This is a genomic window from Roseovarius tolerans, assembly GCF_028885395.1.
Lineage (GTDB): Bacteria > Pseudomonadota > Alphaproteobacteria > Rhodobacterales > Rhodobacteraceae > Roseovarius > Roseovarius tolerans.
The window spans coordinates 3,044,157-3,059,277 of the sequence record NZ_CP118494.1; the positions used below are offsets into that span (position 1 = coordinate 3,044,157).

Here is a 15,121-nt window from a genome sequence, read left to right on the forward strand (position 1 = left end):
CCACTTTCGATGAGGAAGCGTCATGATCGACCCGGACGACCGTGAACGCCGGGCGTTGACGCATGCCATGAAGTTCATGGGCGAGCTGATGGCCGAGATCGGCTGGTCCACCCGCTTCAGTGAGCTTTCTGCCGAGCAGGCTGAAAAACTGGCCGAGGCCGCAGTGGATGGTTTCCAGGAAAGCATGCTTGCCACAGCTCCGCACGACGAGAACGAGGTGCCGTTTTGAGCGATGCCTTTCTCGATTTCAATCATAGGGAAAAGCCCCCTAGCTTCGCTGACAGCATCAACACGCTGATCGACCACGCTCTTGTCGCTGAAAATGCGCAGCACCCGCAGCGGGATTATCTCGGCGGTAGCAGGCTTGGCGATGCCTGCGCGCGCCGCCTCCAATATGAATACCTCAAGACGCCGAAAGATGAAGGTGGGGGCTTCTCGGGGCAATCGTTGCGCATCTTCGCGCTTGGGCATCTTCTTGAGGACCTCGCGATTGAGTGGCTGCGCAAGTCGGGGTTCGATCTCAGGACACGCAACCGCCATGGGGACCAGTTCGGCTTTTCCGTCGCCGGTGACCGGGTGCAAGGGCATGCGGATGGTGTTGTCGTGGCCGCGCCAAACGGCATGGCGGTCCCCGCGCTCTGGGAATGCAAATCGGCAAACGCGAAAAACTGGCGCGCGATCTCCAAGAATGGAGTTGCAAAAGCCAAGCCGATCTATGCCGCGCAGATTGCGCTTTATCAGGCTTATCTCGGCCTGACCGAAACGCCCGCGCTTTTCACAGCTGTCAATAAGGACACCTGCGAGGTCTGGCACGAGCTTGTGCCCTTCAACGGCGCGCTTGCACAGGCGGCCAGCGACAAGGCGGTGCAAATCCTTCGGGCTTGCGATGCGGGAGAACAGCTGCCCAGACACACGACAGACCCTGAGCATTTCGAATGCCGGTTCTGCGCCTATTCCGCGAGGTGCTGGGCATGACGGATCACCTTACAACTGCCGATACCGTCTCGCCCGTCATGCCCGATGCGGCCATGATAGCCATCTATGCCGATGTCGTATTCGGCTACTGCGAGTATTTGGCGCCGGTTCGGGCGCTGGCGGAGAAAGGGGTCGATGACGCGCCTCCGCACACGCCCTTTGTCGCTGTCGACAACGATCTTGTTCTCAAGCTCGCGCACCAGGCGGATTGGGCCGCGCAGAGTGGCATGGCGCTGTTTGTGGTGCCGGGCACTGTCCATGAAGCAGGGGCCGCGCGCGCCGAGCATGTGGTCCAGACGCAGGTTATTCTGGTCGATCTCGATCATGGCGACATCGCCGCCAAGCGCGCCCACCTGATCCAGCATCTTGGCACACCCACGCTCGAGGTCGCCTCCGGTGGGATCACACCGCAGGGGCAGGACAAGCTGCACATCTACTGGCGGCTGACAGAACCTGCCGAGGGCGAGGACATCGCCCGGGTTTGCCGCGCCCGACAGATGATAGCGGCCAAGGTTGGCGGCGATCCGGCATTCAAATCAGCCCACCAGCCCATCCGGGTGGCGGGGTCGGTCCATGCCAAGACGGGGGTCAAGCGGTTGGTCGCCATCCTCGAGCACAATCCTGTGGACTATGACCTCGCCGAGCTGACCGCGGCCATCTTCGCCATGCCGCCCATGGACGGCGCGGTGCCGGATGGGCTCGATTTCAATACGGCAGCGACCGATGGCGGGACGGTCCCGGAACTATTTGCCCGCCCGATCCGTGAGGGCGGTGTTGATGGGACCACAAGGTTCGACGCGCTTTCCCGCGTCATTGGATACTGGATCCGCCGTTGCCGGGAGGGCCATGTCACACCGGCAGAGGCATGGGGTGAAATCGTTGCCTACAACGATGCCCGTATTGATCCGCCCTGGCCGGAGGCACGGCTTCAGCAGGAGGCGGAACGCCTCTGGCGACGCGACCAGGCCCGGAATGGGGACATCCCGGACGATGGCGATGGTGAAAATACCGGCGGTGACGATGGCAGCGGCGATGGTGGCCCCAGCCCGGTTCGCTTCTCTGAGGACGCCTTGGCGGCCAATTTCGCGGATCAGCATGCCGACGCCTGGCGCTTTGTCGCCGCATGGGGGCAATGGCTGACCTGGACGGCGCGGATATGGAAGCGCGAGGATACACTGCAGGCCTTTGATCTGGCCAGGCATGTATGCCGGACAGCTGCTGTCCGGTCACCTTCGGCGCGGGTCAGAACAAAACTGTCTTCGGCCTCGACCGTAGCAGCCGTTGAACGCCTTGCTCGCAGCGATCGGCGTCATGCCACCACTACTGATGTCTGGGATCGGGATCCCTGGCTGCTCAACACCGCCGAGGGCGTGCTGGATCTTCGCAACGGTCAGTCGCAGCCTCATGACCCGGCATTCTACATGACGAAGATCGCGGCTGCTGCGCCAAAGGGCGACTGCCCGGTCTGGCATGCCTTTCTCGACACCGTGACCGGCGGTGATGCCGAATTGCAGTCCTATCTGCAGCGCATGGCAGGCTATTGCCTGACCGGCGTGACGAGCGAACACGCGCTGTTCTTTCTCTATGGCACAGGTGCGAACGGGAAATCTGTCTTCGCCAACACGCTGACCGAAATCCTTGGCGATTACGCCACCGTGGCACCGATGGACATGTTCATGGCCAGCCATGGGGATCGCCACCCAACCGACATGGCGGGGCTGCGGGGTGCACGGGTCGTGACCTCGATCGAAACCGAACAGGGGAGCCGCTGGGCCGAGAGCAAGCTGAAGGCGCTGACTGGCGGCGACAAGATCACCGCACGCTTCATGCGGCAGGACTTCTTCGAGTTCATTCCGCAGTTCAAGCTCCTGATCGTCGGAAATCACAAACCCTCCATCCGCAATGTAGACGAAGCAATGAAGCGGCGCCTGCACATGGTGCCCTTCACTGTCACCATCCCAGCAGCAAAACGCGACAAGCGCTTGCCTGACCGTCTGCTGGCCGAGCGGGATGGCATCCTCGACTGGGCGCTGCGGGGCTGCCTGGAATGGCAGAAGCACGGGCTCCGCGCGCCGCAGGCCGTCATGGCCGCAACCGAGGATTACTTCGAGGCCGAGGATGCCTTGGGGCGCTGGATCGATGAGCGCTGCGAGACCGGCAACCAGAACCACTGGGCCGGATCGACCGAGCTGTTCAACAGCTGGAAGGCATGGGCCGAAGCGAACAACGAATACGCAGGTTCCATGAAGCGGTTCTCCGAGACGCTGAGCACTCGGGGTTTTGAGAAGAACAGCAATGGGAAAGCCCGTGGGTTTCGCGGAATTCGCATTCAGGACAGCAGCGATGACCTATTTGAGCAGGAGTAGCAAAATGCCAATGAAAACTGGACAATTTACGGGTCTGACGGGTCAACCCTATATAGGCGTTACGCGCGCGCATGCGCGCCTGTCTACGGCTGATAAGCCAACACCCGTCAAACCCGTCAATGAGGTTTCAGCGCATGACCGCGATGTGCGCCCTGCAATCCTTGCCCTCGATCTTGGTACGACCACCGGTTGGGCCTTTCGTGGTTTTGACGGACTGATCACCAGCGGCACCGTCAGCTTCAAGCCCGGCCGCTACGATGGCGGTGGCATGCGCTTTCTGCGTTTCACCAACTGGCTTAGCGAGATCGACCGCCTGTCTGGGCCCATTGAGGCGATCTATTTCGAAGAAGTGCGTCGACACGTCGGCACAGACGCGGCGCATGTCTATGGCGGCCTCATGGCCACCCTGACAACCTGGGGGGAATTGCGCGGCGTGCCCTATCAAGGAGCCCCGGTCGGCACGATCAAGAAACACGCCACCGGAAAAGGCAACGCCAACAAAGACGCCATGATCGCCGCCGCCCGAGCGCGTGGGTTCAGCCCGGCTGATGACAACGAGGCTGACGCCATCGCGATCCTGCTCTGGGCCGTGGAAACCCATGGAGGTGTAGCATGACGCGCTCGATCATCCTCACAGAAGCAGAGCAGGTTCTTGAAATCCGGGCGGAGGAATACGGCCCGGCACGTGTGTCGTTGGACAAGATTGCAGCTCGGTGGTCGCAGAATTTGGGTTGTGAGGTGACGCCCGCGCAGGTGGTTCTCTGCATGATCGACCTGAAAATGGTTCGCCTGACCCACGACGTCGACCATCGGGACAGTCTTGTCGATGTGATCGGTTATGCCGTGCTGATGTCGGAGGCCCAGCAATGAAGGGAATGCGCTTCATACCAACGGGATATGGCGGTCATCGGCGAGACCCGGAGCGCGTGCGCCGGGAGGGCTGGAAGGAACAGAAGCTCCTCGCCGTGTCGCTCGATGATGACCGTCTGACCTGGCCTGAGCGTGAATTAATCCGTCAGCTGGGCGAAAAGCTGTACGGCAAACCGGATGCTGGAGATGGGCGATGAGCAGTTGGACACCTGCGCTGGTTGAAGCCCGTCTCTCCGAAGCGGCATTCGTTCTGAAACGGTTGCCCGAACCACGGCTGTCAGGATACTTCAGCACCTGGCCCGAGGTGGTGCAGAGTTTTGCCGACAAGGTCGGGCAAGAGCCCAAACCCATGCGCGTGCTGCCGTCGCCTGCTGCGATCAGCAGGATGGAAGAGACGCTGACCTGGACCGCTGGTCTTGCGCCAATGGATGGGAAGATCGTTTGGCTGCGGGCATACGGATATCGCTGGCGCGATGTTTGCCGGACCGTTGGCCTGCGACGGGCTTCGGCGCATCATCACTGGGTGTATGGCCTGTGTTTGATAGCGCACAAGTTGAACCGCATAAGCATCAGCCAGCGGCTCTCCATGCAGCAAGTCATCGACCTTGCGCGGGCTGACGACCCGGCCCTTTGAAAAAAAATCGCACCGATCAAAATTTCTGCCAGACACTTTTGCCATCCCGTCGGTATGTGAATAGTAAGTTCGACAGGTGCGTCGACGCGGCGCGCGGGACGGCCCGCACCGCTGGCTTCCGGGGTCCACCGAAGGGTCCAGTCGGGGTCCAATCGGCTAACCCATTGAATTCTTGGTTCCTTCCGGGCGACTTTCGTATGCTGGCGGGCGAAGCGCGCAATTTCGCCAGCGACAGGGCCGTTTTTTTGGGAGTCCACCCCGCGTGGAGTCCACCCCTAAAACCGGAAATAACCACGCAATAACAGCGGCTTGGAGGGTGGATTCCGCGGTGGATAGCCTGGACTCCGGAGTCCAGCGGGAATCCAGCTTGGAGTCCAGTGAAGTCCGCGCTGAAGGAATTCATCCTGGCGCCCGGTTCGGCGACACCTCCTCCCAGAATTGCCGCCGAACCCACGCTCGCCTGAGTGTATCGATGCCACCGAAGCCGATAGCAGCGTGCAGCGCATCCCCTCCGGTTGCGCCACTGGGCACCAATACAGAATCCGAATGTAACAAGATTTCATGCTGCTGTCGCGCTTTGCGTTGCACCGAAACCGATCAAACAGGATCACACGCACATGACCCTCGCCTTCGCCCCCGAGCGGATCGAGCACTGGCCGCTGGCCAGGCTCCAGCCCTATGCCCGCAATGCCAAGCAGCATGGTGCCGACCAGGTCGCAAAGCTTGCCGCCAGCATGGCCGAGTTCGGCTGGACCGTGCCGTGCCTCGTGGCCGAGGATGGCGAGCTGATCGCCGGGCATGGGCGCGTGCTGGCCGCCACGCAGCTGGGGCTGGAAGAGGCGCCGGTGATCGTGCTGGGGCATTTGACCGAGGCGCAGCGGCGGGCCTACCGGATCGCCGACAACAAATTGACCGAACTCGGGACGTGGGACGAGGCTGCGCTGTCGGCGGAACTGAACGAGCTACTGGCGGAGGATTTCGACCTGTCGCTGGTGGGCTTTTCCGACGGCGAGTTGGACAAGCTGCTGGCCTTCGAGCCGGAGGATGACGGTGAAGAAAGTGGTGGCGCTGGCAGCACAACGCCGCCGGTGGTGATCCCCGAACCGCCGCGCAATCCGGCGTCGCGGACGGGCGATCTGTGGATCCTTGGTGATCACCGGCTGCTCTGCGGCGACAGCACCAGCGAAACGGACGTGCGCCGCCTGATGAACGGCGAACGCGCGATCCTGTTCGCGACCGATCCGCCATACCTTGTGGATTACGACGGCTCGAACCACCCGACACGCAACAAGGACTGGAGCCAGAGCTACGGCAACACGTGGGACGACAGTTCGCAGGGCGCGGAACTCTACGACGGCTTCATCTCCGCCGCCGTGGCTGAGGCGATCACCGAGGATGCCGCGTGGTATTGCTGGCACGCGTCGCGCCGGCAGGCGATGCTGGAGGCCTGTTGGGAAAAGGCCGGGGCCTTCGTGCATCAGCAGATCATCTGGGTGAAGGATCGCGGGGTCCTGACCCGGTCGCATTACCTCTGGAAGCACGAGCCCTGTTTCATGGGCTGGCGCCGTCCGAACCGGCCGCCAAAGGTCGCCGAGCAAACGCTGCCTTCGACATGGGAAATGCCCAGCTTCACCAAGGACGAGCGTCCCGACCATCCGACGCCGAAGCCGCTGGACGCGTTTGGCATCCCGATGCGGCAGCACGTCGCGCGGGGCGGTCTGGCTTACGAGCCCTTCGCCGGCTCCGGCTCACAGATCATGGCGGGCGAGGCCAACGGGCGGCGCGTGTTCGCGATGGAGATCAGCCCGGCCTATGTCGATGTCGCCGTGGAGCGCTGGCAGGCGGACACTGGCAAGGACGCGATCCTCGACGGCGACGGCCGGACTTTTGCCGAGGTGAAGTCGGAGCGGCTTGGCGACAAGGCAGACGCTGCCGCCTGATGGCCGTCTACTACAATGATACCGATCCCGCCGCCTGTGCCTGGCTGCGGGAACTGATCGCGGCCGGGCTCCTGCCCGCGGGCGAGGTGGACGCACGCTCCATCCTCGACGTCACGCCGTCGGACCTGCGGGGCTTTAAGCAATGCCATTTCTTCGCCGGGATCGGCGGCTGGCCCTACGCACTGCGCCTCGCCGGCGTGGCCGAGGATCTGTCCGTCTGGACTGGCTCGCCGCCCTGCCAGCCATTCAGCCAGGCCGGGCAGCGCAAGGGACAGGACGATGACCGCCATCTCGCCCCGGCCTTCCTGCGGCTCGTCGCAGCCTGCCGCCCGGAGTTCGTCTTCGGCGAGCAGGTCGCGAGCGCGGCAGTGCTCGGACCAGTTGGCAGCGCGACTCGCACAGCGGCTGAGGGCCCGGCTGGCTGGGCGTGGTTCGACGCTCTGGCTTCTGACCTGGAAGCGGCATCTTACACCGTCGCGGCGGCCGATCTGCCGGCTGCGGGCATCGGCGCTCCGCACATCCGCCAGCGGCTGTTCTTCGGCGCCGCCGCCCTGGAGCCGGGCGGGCTGGGCAACGGCCTCAGCGCGGGATCACAAGGACGGATCGGAATGCCGGGCGGTGCCGATCAACGCGCTACTCGGCCGGCAGGTCTGGCTGGCGGGCTGGCCGACGGCGATGGCGGGCTCGCCCGCGACGGCAGCGTACAACGCGGCGGGCAACACGGATGCGAGCCGCAGGACGGTAAAGCTGGTCGACTGGTCGAAGGTGACGACCCCACCGGCGCCGATGCGACGGACGGCGTCTGGCGAGATCCGGACTGGCTCCTCTGCCGCGATGGCCGCTGGCGGCCCGTTGAGCCCGGAACATTCCCGCTGGTTGATAGGATATCCGGTCGCATGGGGCTGCTGCGGGGCTACGGCAATGCGATCGTGCCGCCGCTCGCGGCGGAGTTCGTGACGGCGTTTCTGGAGAGCCTGCCGGAGGGGCTGTGATGAAGCAGAGCCGGATCATGTCGATGGTCGAGGCCGCGACGAACGTCGTCGTCGGCTACGTGCTGGCCATCGCCACGCAGATCGTCGTGTTCCCATTGTTCGGGATCGAGACCGGTCTCGCCGAGCACATGACCATCGGCCTCGCCTTCGTCGGCGTCTCGCTGGCGCGCGGCTATCTTCTGCGCCGGCTGTTCGAATTTTGGCGGTGACGCCGCGCGTCACTCTTCGGAGGCGACTTCCGAGACGTATGCACCGCCCGCATTCCACGAACCTTCATCGAGGGTCCAGACGGCGTTTTCCATGTCGGCCAGAACCTTGAAGGCGGCGACTTGCGCCGCCTCAGGGGATAGTGCTTCGACGGACACGAAGGTGCTTTCGGTGACGTCGCGGGTGATCTTGACCCTGAAGCGCGGCATCAGTCCGCGTCCTGAATGCGATAGCAGCGCCCACGACCCTCGACCTTCTCCGAGGTGATGGTCAGGCCGAGCTTCTTTTTCAGTGCGCCGGACATGGCGCCCCTAGCGGTGTGAGCCTGCCAGTCGAGTGCCGCCACGATCTCGTCGATGGTGGCTCCGCCCTCGGCGCGGAGCATCTCGATCAGCTTCGCCTGCTTCGTGCCCGCGCGCGGTGTGCGCGCCTTGGCCGCGGGGTCGCCCTCGGCGGGAGCGTCCTTCGGGGCCTCCGCGCTCGGCGCCGCGTCGGCGCCCGTGTTCGCTCTGTCGCCGCCTTCCGGCTCGATCCCGATGGCGGCGAGGCCCGCATCTGCGATGTGCAGGAGGATGGCGCGGCCGTCCGTGTCGTTGCGCCAGATGCGGTTGAGGGCGGCATCGGCCTTGGTCCGGCTGTCGGTCGTGGTCTCGGCGATCAGCCCGCGGGAGAGGAGCGCGCCGACCACCTTGGCGGCCGCGCCGCCGCGGAGCGAGCCGGGAAGCGGCAGGACGTTGCGGTCCTCGCGCTGCGCGGCGGCGCTGAGGATCACGAGCTGGGTATCGGAAAGCTTGGTCATGGGGTCGTCTCCTTGGTCGGGGCCGCGACCGTCGCGACCCTCCTACGACCCCGAGCCGCGCCTTGGCGCGGCAGGAGTTCCGGCGGGGCCGGAGGTCAGATCAGCCCGAGGTCTCGCAGGAGCGTGGCGGCGTCGGGCAGCCGATCCGTCGCCACGTCGATGGCGATGGTCATGCTGTCGGCGGTAAGGCGGGCCGAAATGTCCGCTTCCTCGCGGAGGGCGTCCCCGATCTCCTCGAGAACGGCGGGGATGCGGCTGGCATCCCAAGGCTCGTTCAGGCCGCGGATGGCGATGCGGATGGTGCTGGTTTCCATGGTGCTTACTCCGCGTGCTCGCCCTCGCCGAAGGCGCTGTCGGTGATGCGCTTGAGGAGGCTGGCGTAGTGGTCAAGGGTGCCGACCATCGCCCAGCCCACCTCGTCGGGGTGGCAGTTGAAATGGTCGTCGCTCAGCGCCTGTAGCCGGGCGAGCATCTCGTCGATCTCGGCTTTCTTGCCGATGAAGGCGTTCAGCGCGGCTTCTTTGTTGCGGCGCGCCTTCTCGGCGCGGAGCTGGTGGCGGGGCGTGGTGATTGGGTTCAGGCGCGTGGTCATCCGGTGGCTCCGTGTGCTGAGTTGCATCGTCCTTCTGGATCCAGGTTCGCTCCGGCGCAGAGGCTTATCAACTCAATAAGCACATGATTTCGAATGATAATCGGAGCGCGGCATGGAGGGTCTGAGCGAGCGCCAATACGCCGCCCGCGTCGGCCTCTCGCGCGGGGCGATCCAGAAGGCGAAGGCCGCCGGCCGCCTGGTGCTGCACGCCGATGGGAGCATCGATCCCGACGCCAGCGACGCGCGCCGGGCCGAGAGCACGGACCCGTCGAAAACCCGCAAGCCGCCCGCGCCGAAGCGCAAGCCCGTACCGGAGGCGGCTGTTTCGGCGGTGGGCGATACCCTCAAGGAACAGGGCCTGGCCGCGCCGGCCACGGGCGGCGGGACGACCTTCCTGCAGGCGAAGACGGCCAACGAGGTGCTGAAGGCGCAGGAGCGGCGCATCCGGCTGCAAAAGCTGAAAGGCGAGCTGATCGACCGCGCCCGCGCGCTGGCGCTGGTGTTCCGGCTGGCGCGGCAGGAGCGCGATGTCTGGGTCAACTGGCCCGCCCGGGTGGCCGCACTGATGGCGGCCGATCTGGGCGTGGAACCGGCCGCGATGCAGAAGGCTCTGGAGAAACATGTCCGATCCCAGCTCGACGACCTCGCCGAGATCCAGCCCGATCTCCGCTGAGGACGCGGACGCGCAGGCCTTCGACGGGGCGCAGGACATCCTGCGTGCCTGGGGCGCAGGGCTGCGGCCCGACCCGGACCTGACGGTATCCGAATGGGCCGACCGGCACCGCAAGCTGTCGTCGCGCGCCTCGGCCGAGCCCGGGCAGTATCGCACGGTGCGCACGCCTTACATGGGCGAGATCATGGACCGGCTGAGCCCCGGCGATCCCACGCAGCGGGTGGTGTTCATGAAGGCCGCGCAGGTCGGCGCGACAGAGGCCGGGAACAACTGGATCGGGTTCGCCATCCACCAGGCGCCGGGCCCGATGCTTGCGGTCCAGCCGACGGTGGAACTGGCCAAGCGCAACTCGCGCCAGCGGATCGACCCGCTGATCGAGGAAAGCCCGGAGCTGCGGGAGCGAATCAAGCCGGCGCGCTCGCGCGATGCGGGCAACACCATGCTGTCGAAGGAGTTCGCGGGCGGCATCCTGATCATGACCGGGGCGAACTCGGCGGTGGGGCTGCGGTCCACGCCGGCGCGCTATATCTTTCTCGACGAGGTCGACGCGTATCCGGCCTCGGCCGACGAGGAAGGCGATCCGGTGACGCTGGCCGAGGCGCGCTCGCTGACCTTTGCCCACCGGCGCAAGGTGTTCCTCGTCTCGACGCCGACGATCCGGGGGCTGAGCCGCATCGAGCGCGAGTTCGAGGCCAGCGATCAGCGCCGGTATCATGTGCCGTGCCCGCATTGCGGCCATGTGCAATGGCTGAAGTTCGAGCGGCTCCGCTGGGACAAGGGCCAGCCGGACACCGCCGAATATCACTGCGAGGGCTGCGATGCGGCCATTGCCGAGCACCACAAGACGGCCATGCTGGCAGCCGGCGAATGGCGCGCGACCGCTGAGTCCGAAGATCCCGGCACCGTTGGCTATCACCTCTCGGCGCTCTACTCGCCGGTGGGCTGGCTCGGCTGGACCCGGATCGCGCGGGCGCACGAGGCGGCACGGGGCAGCGACGAAGCGCTGCGGGCGTTCCGGAACACCGTGCTTGGCGAGACCTGGATGGAGACCGGCGAGGCCCCGGACTGGCAGCGGCTGGCCGACCGGCGCGAGGCGTGGGCGCCGGGCACGGTGCCGGAAAAGGGGCTGTTCCTGACGGCGGGTGCGGATGTGCAGAAGGACCGGATCGAGGTCGATGTCTGGGCCTGGGGCCGCGGGCTGGAAAGCTGGCTGGTCGATCACATCGTTATCGAGGGTGGGCCCGGCGATCCGGACTGCTGGCAGACGCTGACGGACCTGCTGGTCCGGACATGGGCGCATGAGAGAGGCCAGCACCTGACCATCGCGCGGTTCGCGATCGACTCGGGCTTCGAGACCAGCGCGGTTTACGCGTGGGCGCGGCAGGTGGGTTTTGCGCAGGTCGCGCCCGTGAAGGGGCTCGAAGGCTTCAACCGGGCGAGCCCGGTGACCGGGCCGACCTATGTCGATGCCACCATCGGCGGCAAACGCCTGCGGCGCGGCGCGCGGTTGTGGAGCGTGGCGACCTCGACCTTCAAGGCCGAAACCTATCGCTTCCTGCGGCAGGACCGGCCGACACCCGAGGAAATTACTGCCGGTGCGTCCTTTCCGCCCGGAACCGTGCATCTGCCATCATGGGCCGATGCCGAATGGCTGAAACAGCTGACGGCCGAACAACTGGTGACCGTCAAGAGCAGGCGGGGGTTCACCAAACTCGAATGGCAGAAGCTGCGCGAACGCAACGAGGCGCTGGATTGTCGGGTGTATGCGCGGGCCGCCGCCTGGATTGCGGGGGCCGACCGCTGGTCGGAGGCGCGATGGGCAGATCTGGAAGACCAGCTTGGCGTGGCGAAGGCGAACGAGACCGACACCGGGCAAGGCGCTGCACCGCGCGCCCAAGGCCGGACTGCGCCACGACGACGGACCATGCGGTCGAGCTACATGGGGTGAGCGCTGATACTTCAGCGCGGTCGGAGCATCGTCTTTGCCGCGCGCAGCGGAGATGCTATCTCCAGGGAGGTAATAAAAGGACGGAGTAGCCAATGACCGAGCCAACCATCGCGCAAAAAGCCCCATTCCCGACGGATGTCGAAGAGGGCAAGACCTACATGTGGTGCGCCTGCGGCAATAGCAGCAATCAGCCTTTCTGCGACGGCAGCCACAAGGGCTCGGGCTTTTCCCCGGTGAAGTACACGGCCGAAAAGACCGGCAAGGTGTTCTTTTGCGGGTGCAAGCATACGAACAACGCTCCGCTCTGCGATGGCACGCATTCAAGCCTGTAAATTCCGGACAACGATCTCGGCAACGGCATGGCATCGACATCAGTCGCTGCCATGCCGATCAGGCTTTCAGTGTCCAGAATCAGCGAGCGTGCCCGGCACGGGTCGGGGACTCTGGTCGATCAGCGCCCAAGACCCTGCGCCGATCGCGCAAGGCTCCGTCGCAGGGAACGGTCGCGCTTGAGGTGCCATTCGCGGCGCATGGCCTCGATGCGGGAGGGCCATCGTTCGGCATAGATCAGGGTCCACACACTGCCGCGTGTCGATTTCGCGCCGATGCCGGAATTGTGCTCGGCCAGGCGACGTTCGAGATCGAGGGTCCACCCGACATAGGTGCGATACCGAGAGGCAGTCCGGCTGCCAAGGACATAGACAAACCCGGTCACAACGGCTTTTTGCGCGCATCGCCGCGATGCCTCAGGAGCGGCCCGCGCCGCCGCGCCGCGAAGTCGTTGATGCTCACGTGCAGGCTTCGCTCGTCGATGTCTTCCGGGTCGAAGGGCTTGCCGTACCATTCCAGCAGGCGCTCGTGGTCCTCGTGTTCGGGATCGGACACCGCTTCGAGGAACTCCTCGAACCCGGTGATGCCGCCAACGTCCTCGGGCGGGGCCCGGCGTGCGCCGGCGATGAATTTGGGATATACGGTATCCGCATCACCCTGCCGGACACTTTCGACGGTGATCCGGTGCCGCCAGTTATCTCCGAAGTCATAGACGTAGACGAACGCGCGCACGTCGCGATCCAGCAGTGTGCCAAGCCGGATCGCCCTGGCCTTGTAAACCTTGCGTTCGTAGATCTCGTCATCGGGATGCGGCTCGCCATAGATCTTGTCGCCGATCACGAACTCGTAAAGGTGGTAGTCCCACCAATCCATCACGACCTGAATGATGTCGTGCAGCGCGGCCAACGTGGTCGACATTGGCAGATCCAGCTCGCGCCAGACGAGGGGATCGGTGTCTTCGAGTTCAATGCGAATGCGGGCAACGGTTTCTGACATGTCCGGCTCCGGATGCTGCGATACCCTGAAGATAGAAGGCCGGCCGCATGTCCACAATCGTCGATCTGAAGTCCCGCCGTGACGCCCTCTCGGCACAACGCTCCTCCGGCGTGGCGCGGGTCAGCTATGACGGCAAGACCGTCGAGTATCGCAGCGTGGTCGAGATCGACCGCGCCATCGAGGCGCTGGACCGCGAGATCGCCGCGGCCGAGGGCCGGCGGATCGTGCGGCAGCTGCGTGTGACGTCGACGAAGGGGCTGTGATCCATGGGGCTGTTCGACCGGTTCCGCCGCCAGCCCGCCGGCGGCCCTGCGGGCATGCGTGCGCGCCTCGAAGGGGCGATGTCCCGGCGCCGGTTGCGCGGCTGGAACCCGCCGCTGGAGAACGTCAACGCGCTCGTCGCCTCGGGCGGCCCAAAGCTGCTGGCGCGGGCGCGCGAACTGGTGGTCACCAACGGCTATGCCGCCAATGCCTGCGAGGCCTTCGCCGCCAATCTCGTCGGCGACGGCATCAAGCCGTCTTCGCTGATCGACGACGCGGAGCTTCGGGACCAGGTCCAGCGGCTCTGGCTCGCCTGGACCGACGAGGCGGACGCGGACGGGCTGACGGACTTTTACGGCCTTCAGGCCATGGTCGCGCGAGAGATGTTCGTCGCGGGCGAGTGTTTCGTGCGGCTGCGCCCACGTCGCACCGAGGACGGTCTGCTCGTGCCGCTGCAACTGCAGCTCCTGCAATCCGAGATGCTGCCCTTCGAGAAGACCGAGACGGCAGCCAACGGCAACCGCATCCGCTGCGGGATCGAGTTCGACGCCATCGGCAGGCGGGTGGCCTATCACTTCCGCCGCAGCCATCCGGGCGACAGCACGGACCGGCGCGTGGCGGTGCCGGAGACGGTGCGTGTGCCGGCGGCTGACGTCCTTCACGTCTATCGCCCGCTCGATGCCGGGCAGATCCGCGGCCTGCCGCATGTCGCGCCCGCCATGGTGCGGCTTTTCCTGCTGGACCAGTACGACGACGCCGAGCTCGACCGGAAGAAGACCGCGGCGATGTTCGCGGGCTTCATCACCAAGACGGCGCCCGAAGAGCCTATGATAGGCACGGAGGAGGCCGACCCCGACGGCGCGGCCATCGCCAGCCTCGAGCCGGGGACGCTGCAGGTCCTGCTGCCGGGCGAGGACGTGAAGTTCTCGTCACCGGCGGATGTGGGCAGCAGCTACGAGGCGTTCCAGTACCGCACGCTGCTCGGCGTCTCGGCCTCGCTGGGGCTGCCGTATCACCTGGTCACCGGTGACGTGCGCCAGGCCAACTATTCGAGCTTGAGGGCCGAGCTCGTCGAGTTCCGGCGTCGCGTGCAGCAGCTCCAGCACGGGGTGATCGCGCATCAGCTCTGCCGCCCGGTCTGGGCGCGCTGGCTGGAAACGGCGCGGCTGGCAGGCCGGCTGGATCTGCCCGACCCGGCCGTCGCCCAAATGGTGCAGTGGATCCCGCCCCGCTGGGACTGGGTCGATCCGCTGAAGGACATCCAGGCGCAGGTGCTGGCGATGGAGGCGGGCATCACCTCGCGGCGCAAGGTGGTGGAGGCCACCGGCTACGATGTCGAGGAGGTCGACCGCGAGAACGCGACGGACACGGCGCGCGCCGAGGGGCTCGGCCTGCGCTACCGCACCAGCCCCGGCGAGACGCAGGGCGCGCGGGCGACGCCGGCAACGCGGCCCGATCCGGGCGATGGGTCGGCAGATGACAGCGGTGACGACATCGATGCGGCCGCGACCGACCGCGCCACCAATCAGGAGTGACAT

The 15,121-nt window shown here is 65.5% G+C and carries 21 protein-coding genes; 15 read left to right on the forward strand and 6 right to left on the reverse strand.

What is annotated here, in order from left to right; translation table 11 throughout:
- Positions 1-22: 22 nt before the first annotated feature.
- The 10 genes from PVU19_RS15035 to PVU19_RS15080 all read left to right on the forward strand — a co-directional run bounded on the left by PVU19_RS15035 (position 23) and on the right by PVU19_RS15080 (position 7,986).
- Positions 23-229: a DUF6511 domain-containing protein gene (locus PVU19_RS15035; RefSeq protein ID WP_050663901.1), complete on the forward strand. Its 207-nt coding sequence runs from the start codon at positions 23-25 to the stop codon at positions 227-229.
- The gene (locus PVU19_RS15040; RefSeq protein ID WP_050663900.1) at positions 226-975 is read left to right on the forward strand and encodes an isoleucyl-tRNA synthetase; all 750 of its coding nucleotides are present in this window, start codon (positions 226-228) and stop codon (positions 973-975) included. Before PVU19_RS15035 ends, PVU19_RS15040 begins: the two co-directional genes overlap by 4 nt.
- A complete protein-coding gene (locus PVU19_RS15045) occupies positions 936-3,341 on the forward strand; it encodes a phage/plasmid primase, P4 family (protein WP_050663899.1) in 2,406 nt (801 codons plus the stop codon). Before PVU19_RS15040 ends, PVU19_RS15045 begins: the two co-directional genes overlap by 40 nt.
- On the forward strand, positions 3,319-3,957 hold the full coding sequence (locus PVU19_RS15050) for a crossover junction endodeoxyribonuclease RuvC (RefSeq protein WP_438829813.1): 639 nt from the start codon (positions 3,319-3,321) through the stop codon (positions 3,955-3,957). The genes PVU19_RS15045 and PVU19_RS15050 overlap by 23 nt, the downstream gene beginning before the upstream one ends.
- Positions 3,954-4,211 (forward strand): DUF6378 domain-containing protein, encoded by a 258-nt coding sequence (locus tag PVU19_RS15055; protein WP_050663897.1) that lies wholly within the window; start codon positions 3,954-3,956, stop codon positions 4,209-4,211. Before PVU19_RS15050 ends, PVU19_RS15055 begins: the two co-directional genes overlap by 4 nt.
- A complete protein-coding gene (locus PVU19_RS15060) occupies positions 4,208-4,408 on the forward strand; it encodes a hypothetical protein (protein ID WP_438829812.1) in 201 nt (66 codons plus the stop codon). The genes PVU19_RS15055 and PVU19_RS15060 overlap by 4 nt, the downstream gene beginning before the upstream one ends.
- On the forward strand, positions 4,405-4,845 hold the full coding sequence (locus PVU19_RS15065) for a DUF6362 family protein (protein WP_050663896.1): 441 nt from the start codon (positions 4,405-4,407) through the stop codon (positions 4,843-4,845). Before PVU19_RS15060 ends, PVU19_RS15065 begins: the two co-directional genes overlap by 4 nt.
- A 617-nt stretch (positions 4,846-5,462) precedes the next feature.
- A complete protein-coding gene (locus tag PVU19_RS15070) occupies positions 5,463-6,785 on the forward strand; it encodes a site-specific DNA-methyltransferase (RefSeq protein WP_050663895.1) in 1,323 nt (440 codons plus the stop codon).
- On the forward strand, positions 6,785-7,777 hold the full coding sequence (locus PVU19_RS15075; protein ID WP_121097588.1) for a DNA cytosine methyltransferase: 993 nt from the start codon (positions 6,785-6,787) through the stop codon (positions 7,775-7,777). Before PVU19_RS15070 ends, PVU19_RS15075 begins: the two co-directional genes overlap by 1 nt.
- Entirely contained in the window at positions 7,777-7,986 is a 210-nt protein-coding gene (locus tag PVU19_RS15080; protein WP_050663599.1) for a DUF7220 family protein, read from the forward strand. Before PVU19_RS15075 ends, PVU19_RS15080 begins: the two co-directional genes overlap by 1 nt.
- 9 nt (positions 7,987-7,995) lie before the next feature.
- Here the strand turns inward: PVU19_RS15080 and PVU19_RS15085 are convergent, their stop codons facing one another.
- The 4 genes from PVU19_RS15085 to PVU19_RS15100 all read right to left on the reverse strand — a co-directional run bounded on the left by PVU19_RS15085 (position 7,996) and on the right by PVU19_RS15100 (position 9,375).
- Positions 7,996-8,193: a hypothetical protein gene (locus PVU19_RS15085; protein WP_050663600.1), complete on the reverse strand. Its 198-nt coding sequence runs from the start codon at positions 8,191-8,193 to the stop codon at positions 7,996-7,998.
- Positions 8,193-8,783, reverse strand: coding sequence for a DUF3489 domain-containing protein (locus tag PVU19_RS15090; protein ID WP_050663601.1), 591 nt, complete (start codon positions 8,781-8,783; stop codon positions 8,193-8,195). Before PVU19_RS15090 ends, PVU19_RS15085 begins: the two co-directional genes overlap by 1 nt.
- A gap of 95 nt (positions 8,784-8,878) precedes the next feature.
- Positions 8,879-9,097, reverse strand: coding sequence for a hypothetical protein (locus tag PVU19_RS15095; RefSeq protein WP_050663602.1), 219 nt, complete (start codon positions 9,095-9,097; stop codon positions 8,879-8,881).
- A gap of 5 nt (positions 9,098-9,102) precedes the next feature.
- A complete protein-coding gene (locus tag PVU19_RS15100; protein WP_050663603.1) occupies positions 9,103-9,375 on the reverse strand; it encodes a hypothetical protein in 273 nt (90 codons plus the stop codon).
- A gap of 112 nt (positions 9,376-9,487) precedes the next feature.
- On the opposite strand from PVU19_RS15100, the gene PVU19_RS15105 reads away from it, so the two are divergent.
- From PVU19_RS15105 to PVU19_RS15115, 3 genes are all read left to right on the forward strand, one after another.
- A complete protein-coding gene (locus PVU19_RS15105) occupies positions 9,488-10,048 on the forward strand; it encodes a hypothetical protein (RefSeq protein WP_274789798.1) in 561 nt (186 codons plus the stop codon).
- Positions 9,996-11,996, forward strand: coding sequence for a phage terminase large subunit family protein (locus PVU19_RS15110; protein WP_274789799.1), 2,001 nt, complete (start codon positions 9,996-9,998; stop codon positions 11,994-11,996). The genes PVU19_RS15105 and PVU19_RS15110 overlap by 53 nt, the downstream gene beginning before the upstream one ends.
- 92 nt (positions 11,997-12,088) lie before the next feature.
- Positions 12,089-12,328 carry a CDGSH iron-sulfur domain-containing protein gene (locus tag PVU19_RS15115; RefSeq protein ID WP_085881316.1) on the forward strand — a complete coding sequence of 80 codons (240 nt, stop codon included), beginning with the start codon at positions 12,089-12,091 and terminating at the stop codon, positions 12,326-12,328.
- 119 nt (positions 12,329-12,447) lie between these two features.
- On the opposite strand, the gene PVU19_RS15120 is transcribed toward PVU19_RS15115, so the two are convergent.
- Entirely contained in the window at positions 12,448-12,711 is a 264-nt protein-coding gene (locus tag PVU19_RS15120) for a GIY-YIG nuclease family protein (protein WP_200812592.1), read from the reverse strand.
- Positions 12,708-13,322 (reverse strand): plasmid pRiA4b ORF-3 family protein, encoded by a 615-nt coding sequence (locus PVU19_RS15125; RefSeq protein WP_085881315.1) that lies wholly within the window; start codon positions 13,320-13,322, stop codon positions 12,708-12,710. Before PVU19_RS15125 ends, PVU19_RS15120 begins: the two co-directional genes overlap by 4 nt.
- Before the next feature lie 47 nt (positions 13,323-13,369).
- On the opposite strand from PVU19_RS15125, the gene PVU19_RS15130 reads away from it, so the two are divergent.
- The gene (locus PVU19_RS15130) at positions 13,370-13,585 is read left to right on the forward strand and encodes a phage head-tail joining protein (protein WP_274789800.1); all 216 of its coding nucleotides are present in this window, start codon (positions 13,370-13,372) and stop codon (positions 13,583-13,585) included.
- Between the two features lie 3 nt (positions 13,586-13,588).
- Positions 13,589-15,118 carry a phage portal protein gene (locus PVU19_RS15135; protein ID WP_245964048.1) on the forward strand — a complete coding sequence of 510 codons (1,530 nt, stop codon included), beginning with the start codon at positions 13,589-13,591 and terminating at the stop codon, positions 15,116-15,118.
- The last annotated feature ends 3 nt before the right edge of the window (positions 15,119-15,121 follow it).

Excerpts from the sequence above, each read along its gene's own strand:
- PVU19_RS15035 (WP_050663901.1), top strand. The coding sequence starts at position 23 with ATGATCGACCCGGACGACCGTGAACGCCGGGCGTTGACGCATGCCATG.
- PVU19_RS15045 (WP_050663899.1), top strand. The coding sequence starts at position 936 with ATGCCGGTTCTGCGCCTATTCCGCGAGGTGCTGGGCATGACGGATCAC.
- PVU19_RS15050 (WP_438829813.1), top strand. The coding sequence starts at position 3,319 with ATGACCTATTTGAGCAGGAGTAGCAAAATGCCAATGAAAACTGGACAA.
- PVU19_RS15055 (WP_050663897.1), top strand. The coding sequence starts at position 3,954 with ATGACGCGCTCGATCATCCTCACAGAAGCAGAGCAGGTTCTTGAAATC.
- PVU19_RS15060 (WP_438829812.1), top strand. The coding sequence starts at position 4,208 with ATGAAGGGAATGCGCTTCATACCAACGGGATATGGCGGTCATCGGCGA.
- PVU19_RS15065 (WP_050663896.1), top strand. The coding sequence starts at position 4,405 with ATGAGCAGTTGGACACCTGCGCTGGTTGAAGCCCGTCTCTCCGAAGCG.
- PVU19_RS15070 (WP_050663895.1), top strand. The coding sequence starts at position 5,463 with ATGACCCTCGCCTTCGCCCCCGAGCGGATCGAGCACTGGCCGCTGGCC.
- PVU19_RS15075 (WP_121097588.1), top strand. The coding sequence starts at position 6,785 with ATGGCCGTCTACTACAATGATACCGATCCCGCCGCCTGTGCCTGGCTG.
- PVU19_RS15080 (WP_050663599.1), top strand. The coding sequence starts at position 7,777 with ATGAAGCAGAGCCGGATCATGTCGATGGTCGAGGCCGCGACGAACGTC.
- PVU19_RS15085 (WP_050663600.1), bottom strand. The coding sequence starts at position 8,193 with ATGCCGCGCTTCAGGGTCAAGATCACCCGCGACGTCACCGAAAGCACC.
- PVU19_RS15090 (WP_050663601.1), bottom strand. The coding sequence starts at position 8,783 with ATGACCAAGCTTTCCGATACCCAGCTCGTGATCCTCAGCGCCGCCGCG.
- PVU19_RS15095 (WP_050663602.1), bottom strand. The coding sequence starts at position 9,097 with ATGGAAACCAGCACCATCCGCATCGCCATCCGCGGCCTGAACGAGCCT.
- PVU19_RS15100 (WP_050663603.1), bottom strand. The coding sequence starts at position 9,375 with ATGACCACGCGCCTGAACCCAATCACCACGCCCCGCCACCAGCTCCGC.
- PVU19_RS15105 (WP_274789798.1), top strand. The coding sequence starts at position 9,488 with ATGGAGGGTCTGAGCGAGCGCCAATACGCCGCCCGCGTCGGCCTCTCG.
- PVU19_RS15110 (WP_274789799.1), top strand. The coding sequence starts at position 9,996 with ATGTCCGATCCCAGCTCGACGACCTCGCCGAGATCCAGCCCGATCTCC.
- PVU19_RS15115 (WP_085881316.1), top strand. The coding sequence starts at position 12,089 with ATGACCGAGCCAACCATCGCGCAAAAAGCCCCATTCCCGACGGATGTC.
- PVU19_RS15125 (WP_085881315.1), bottom strand. The coding sequence starts at position 13,322 with ATGTCAGAAACCGTTGCCCGCATTCGCATTGAACTCGAAGACACCGAT.
- PVU19_RS15130 (WP_274789800.1), top strand. The coding sequence starts at position 13,370 with ATGTCCACAATCGTCGATCTGAAGTCCCGCCGTGACGCCCTCTCGGCA.
- PVU19_RS15135 (WP_245964048.1), top strand. The coding sequence starts at position 13,589 with ATGGGGCTGTTCGACCGGTTCCGCCGCCAGCCCGCCGGCGGCCCTGCG.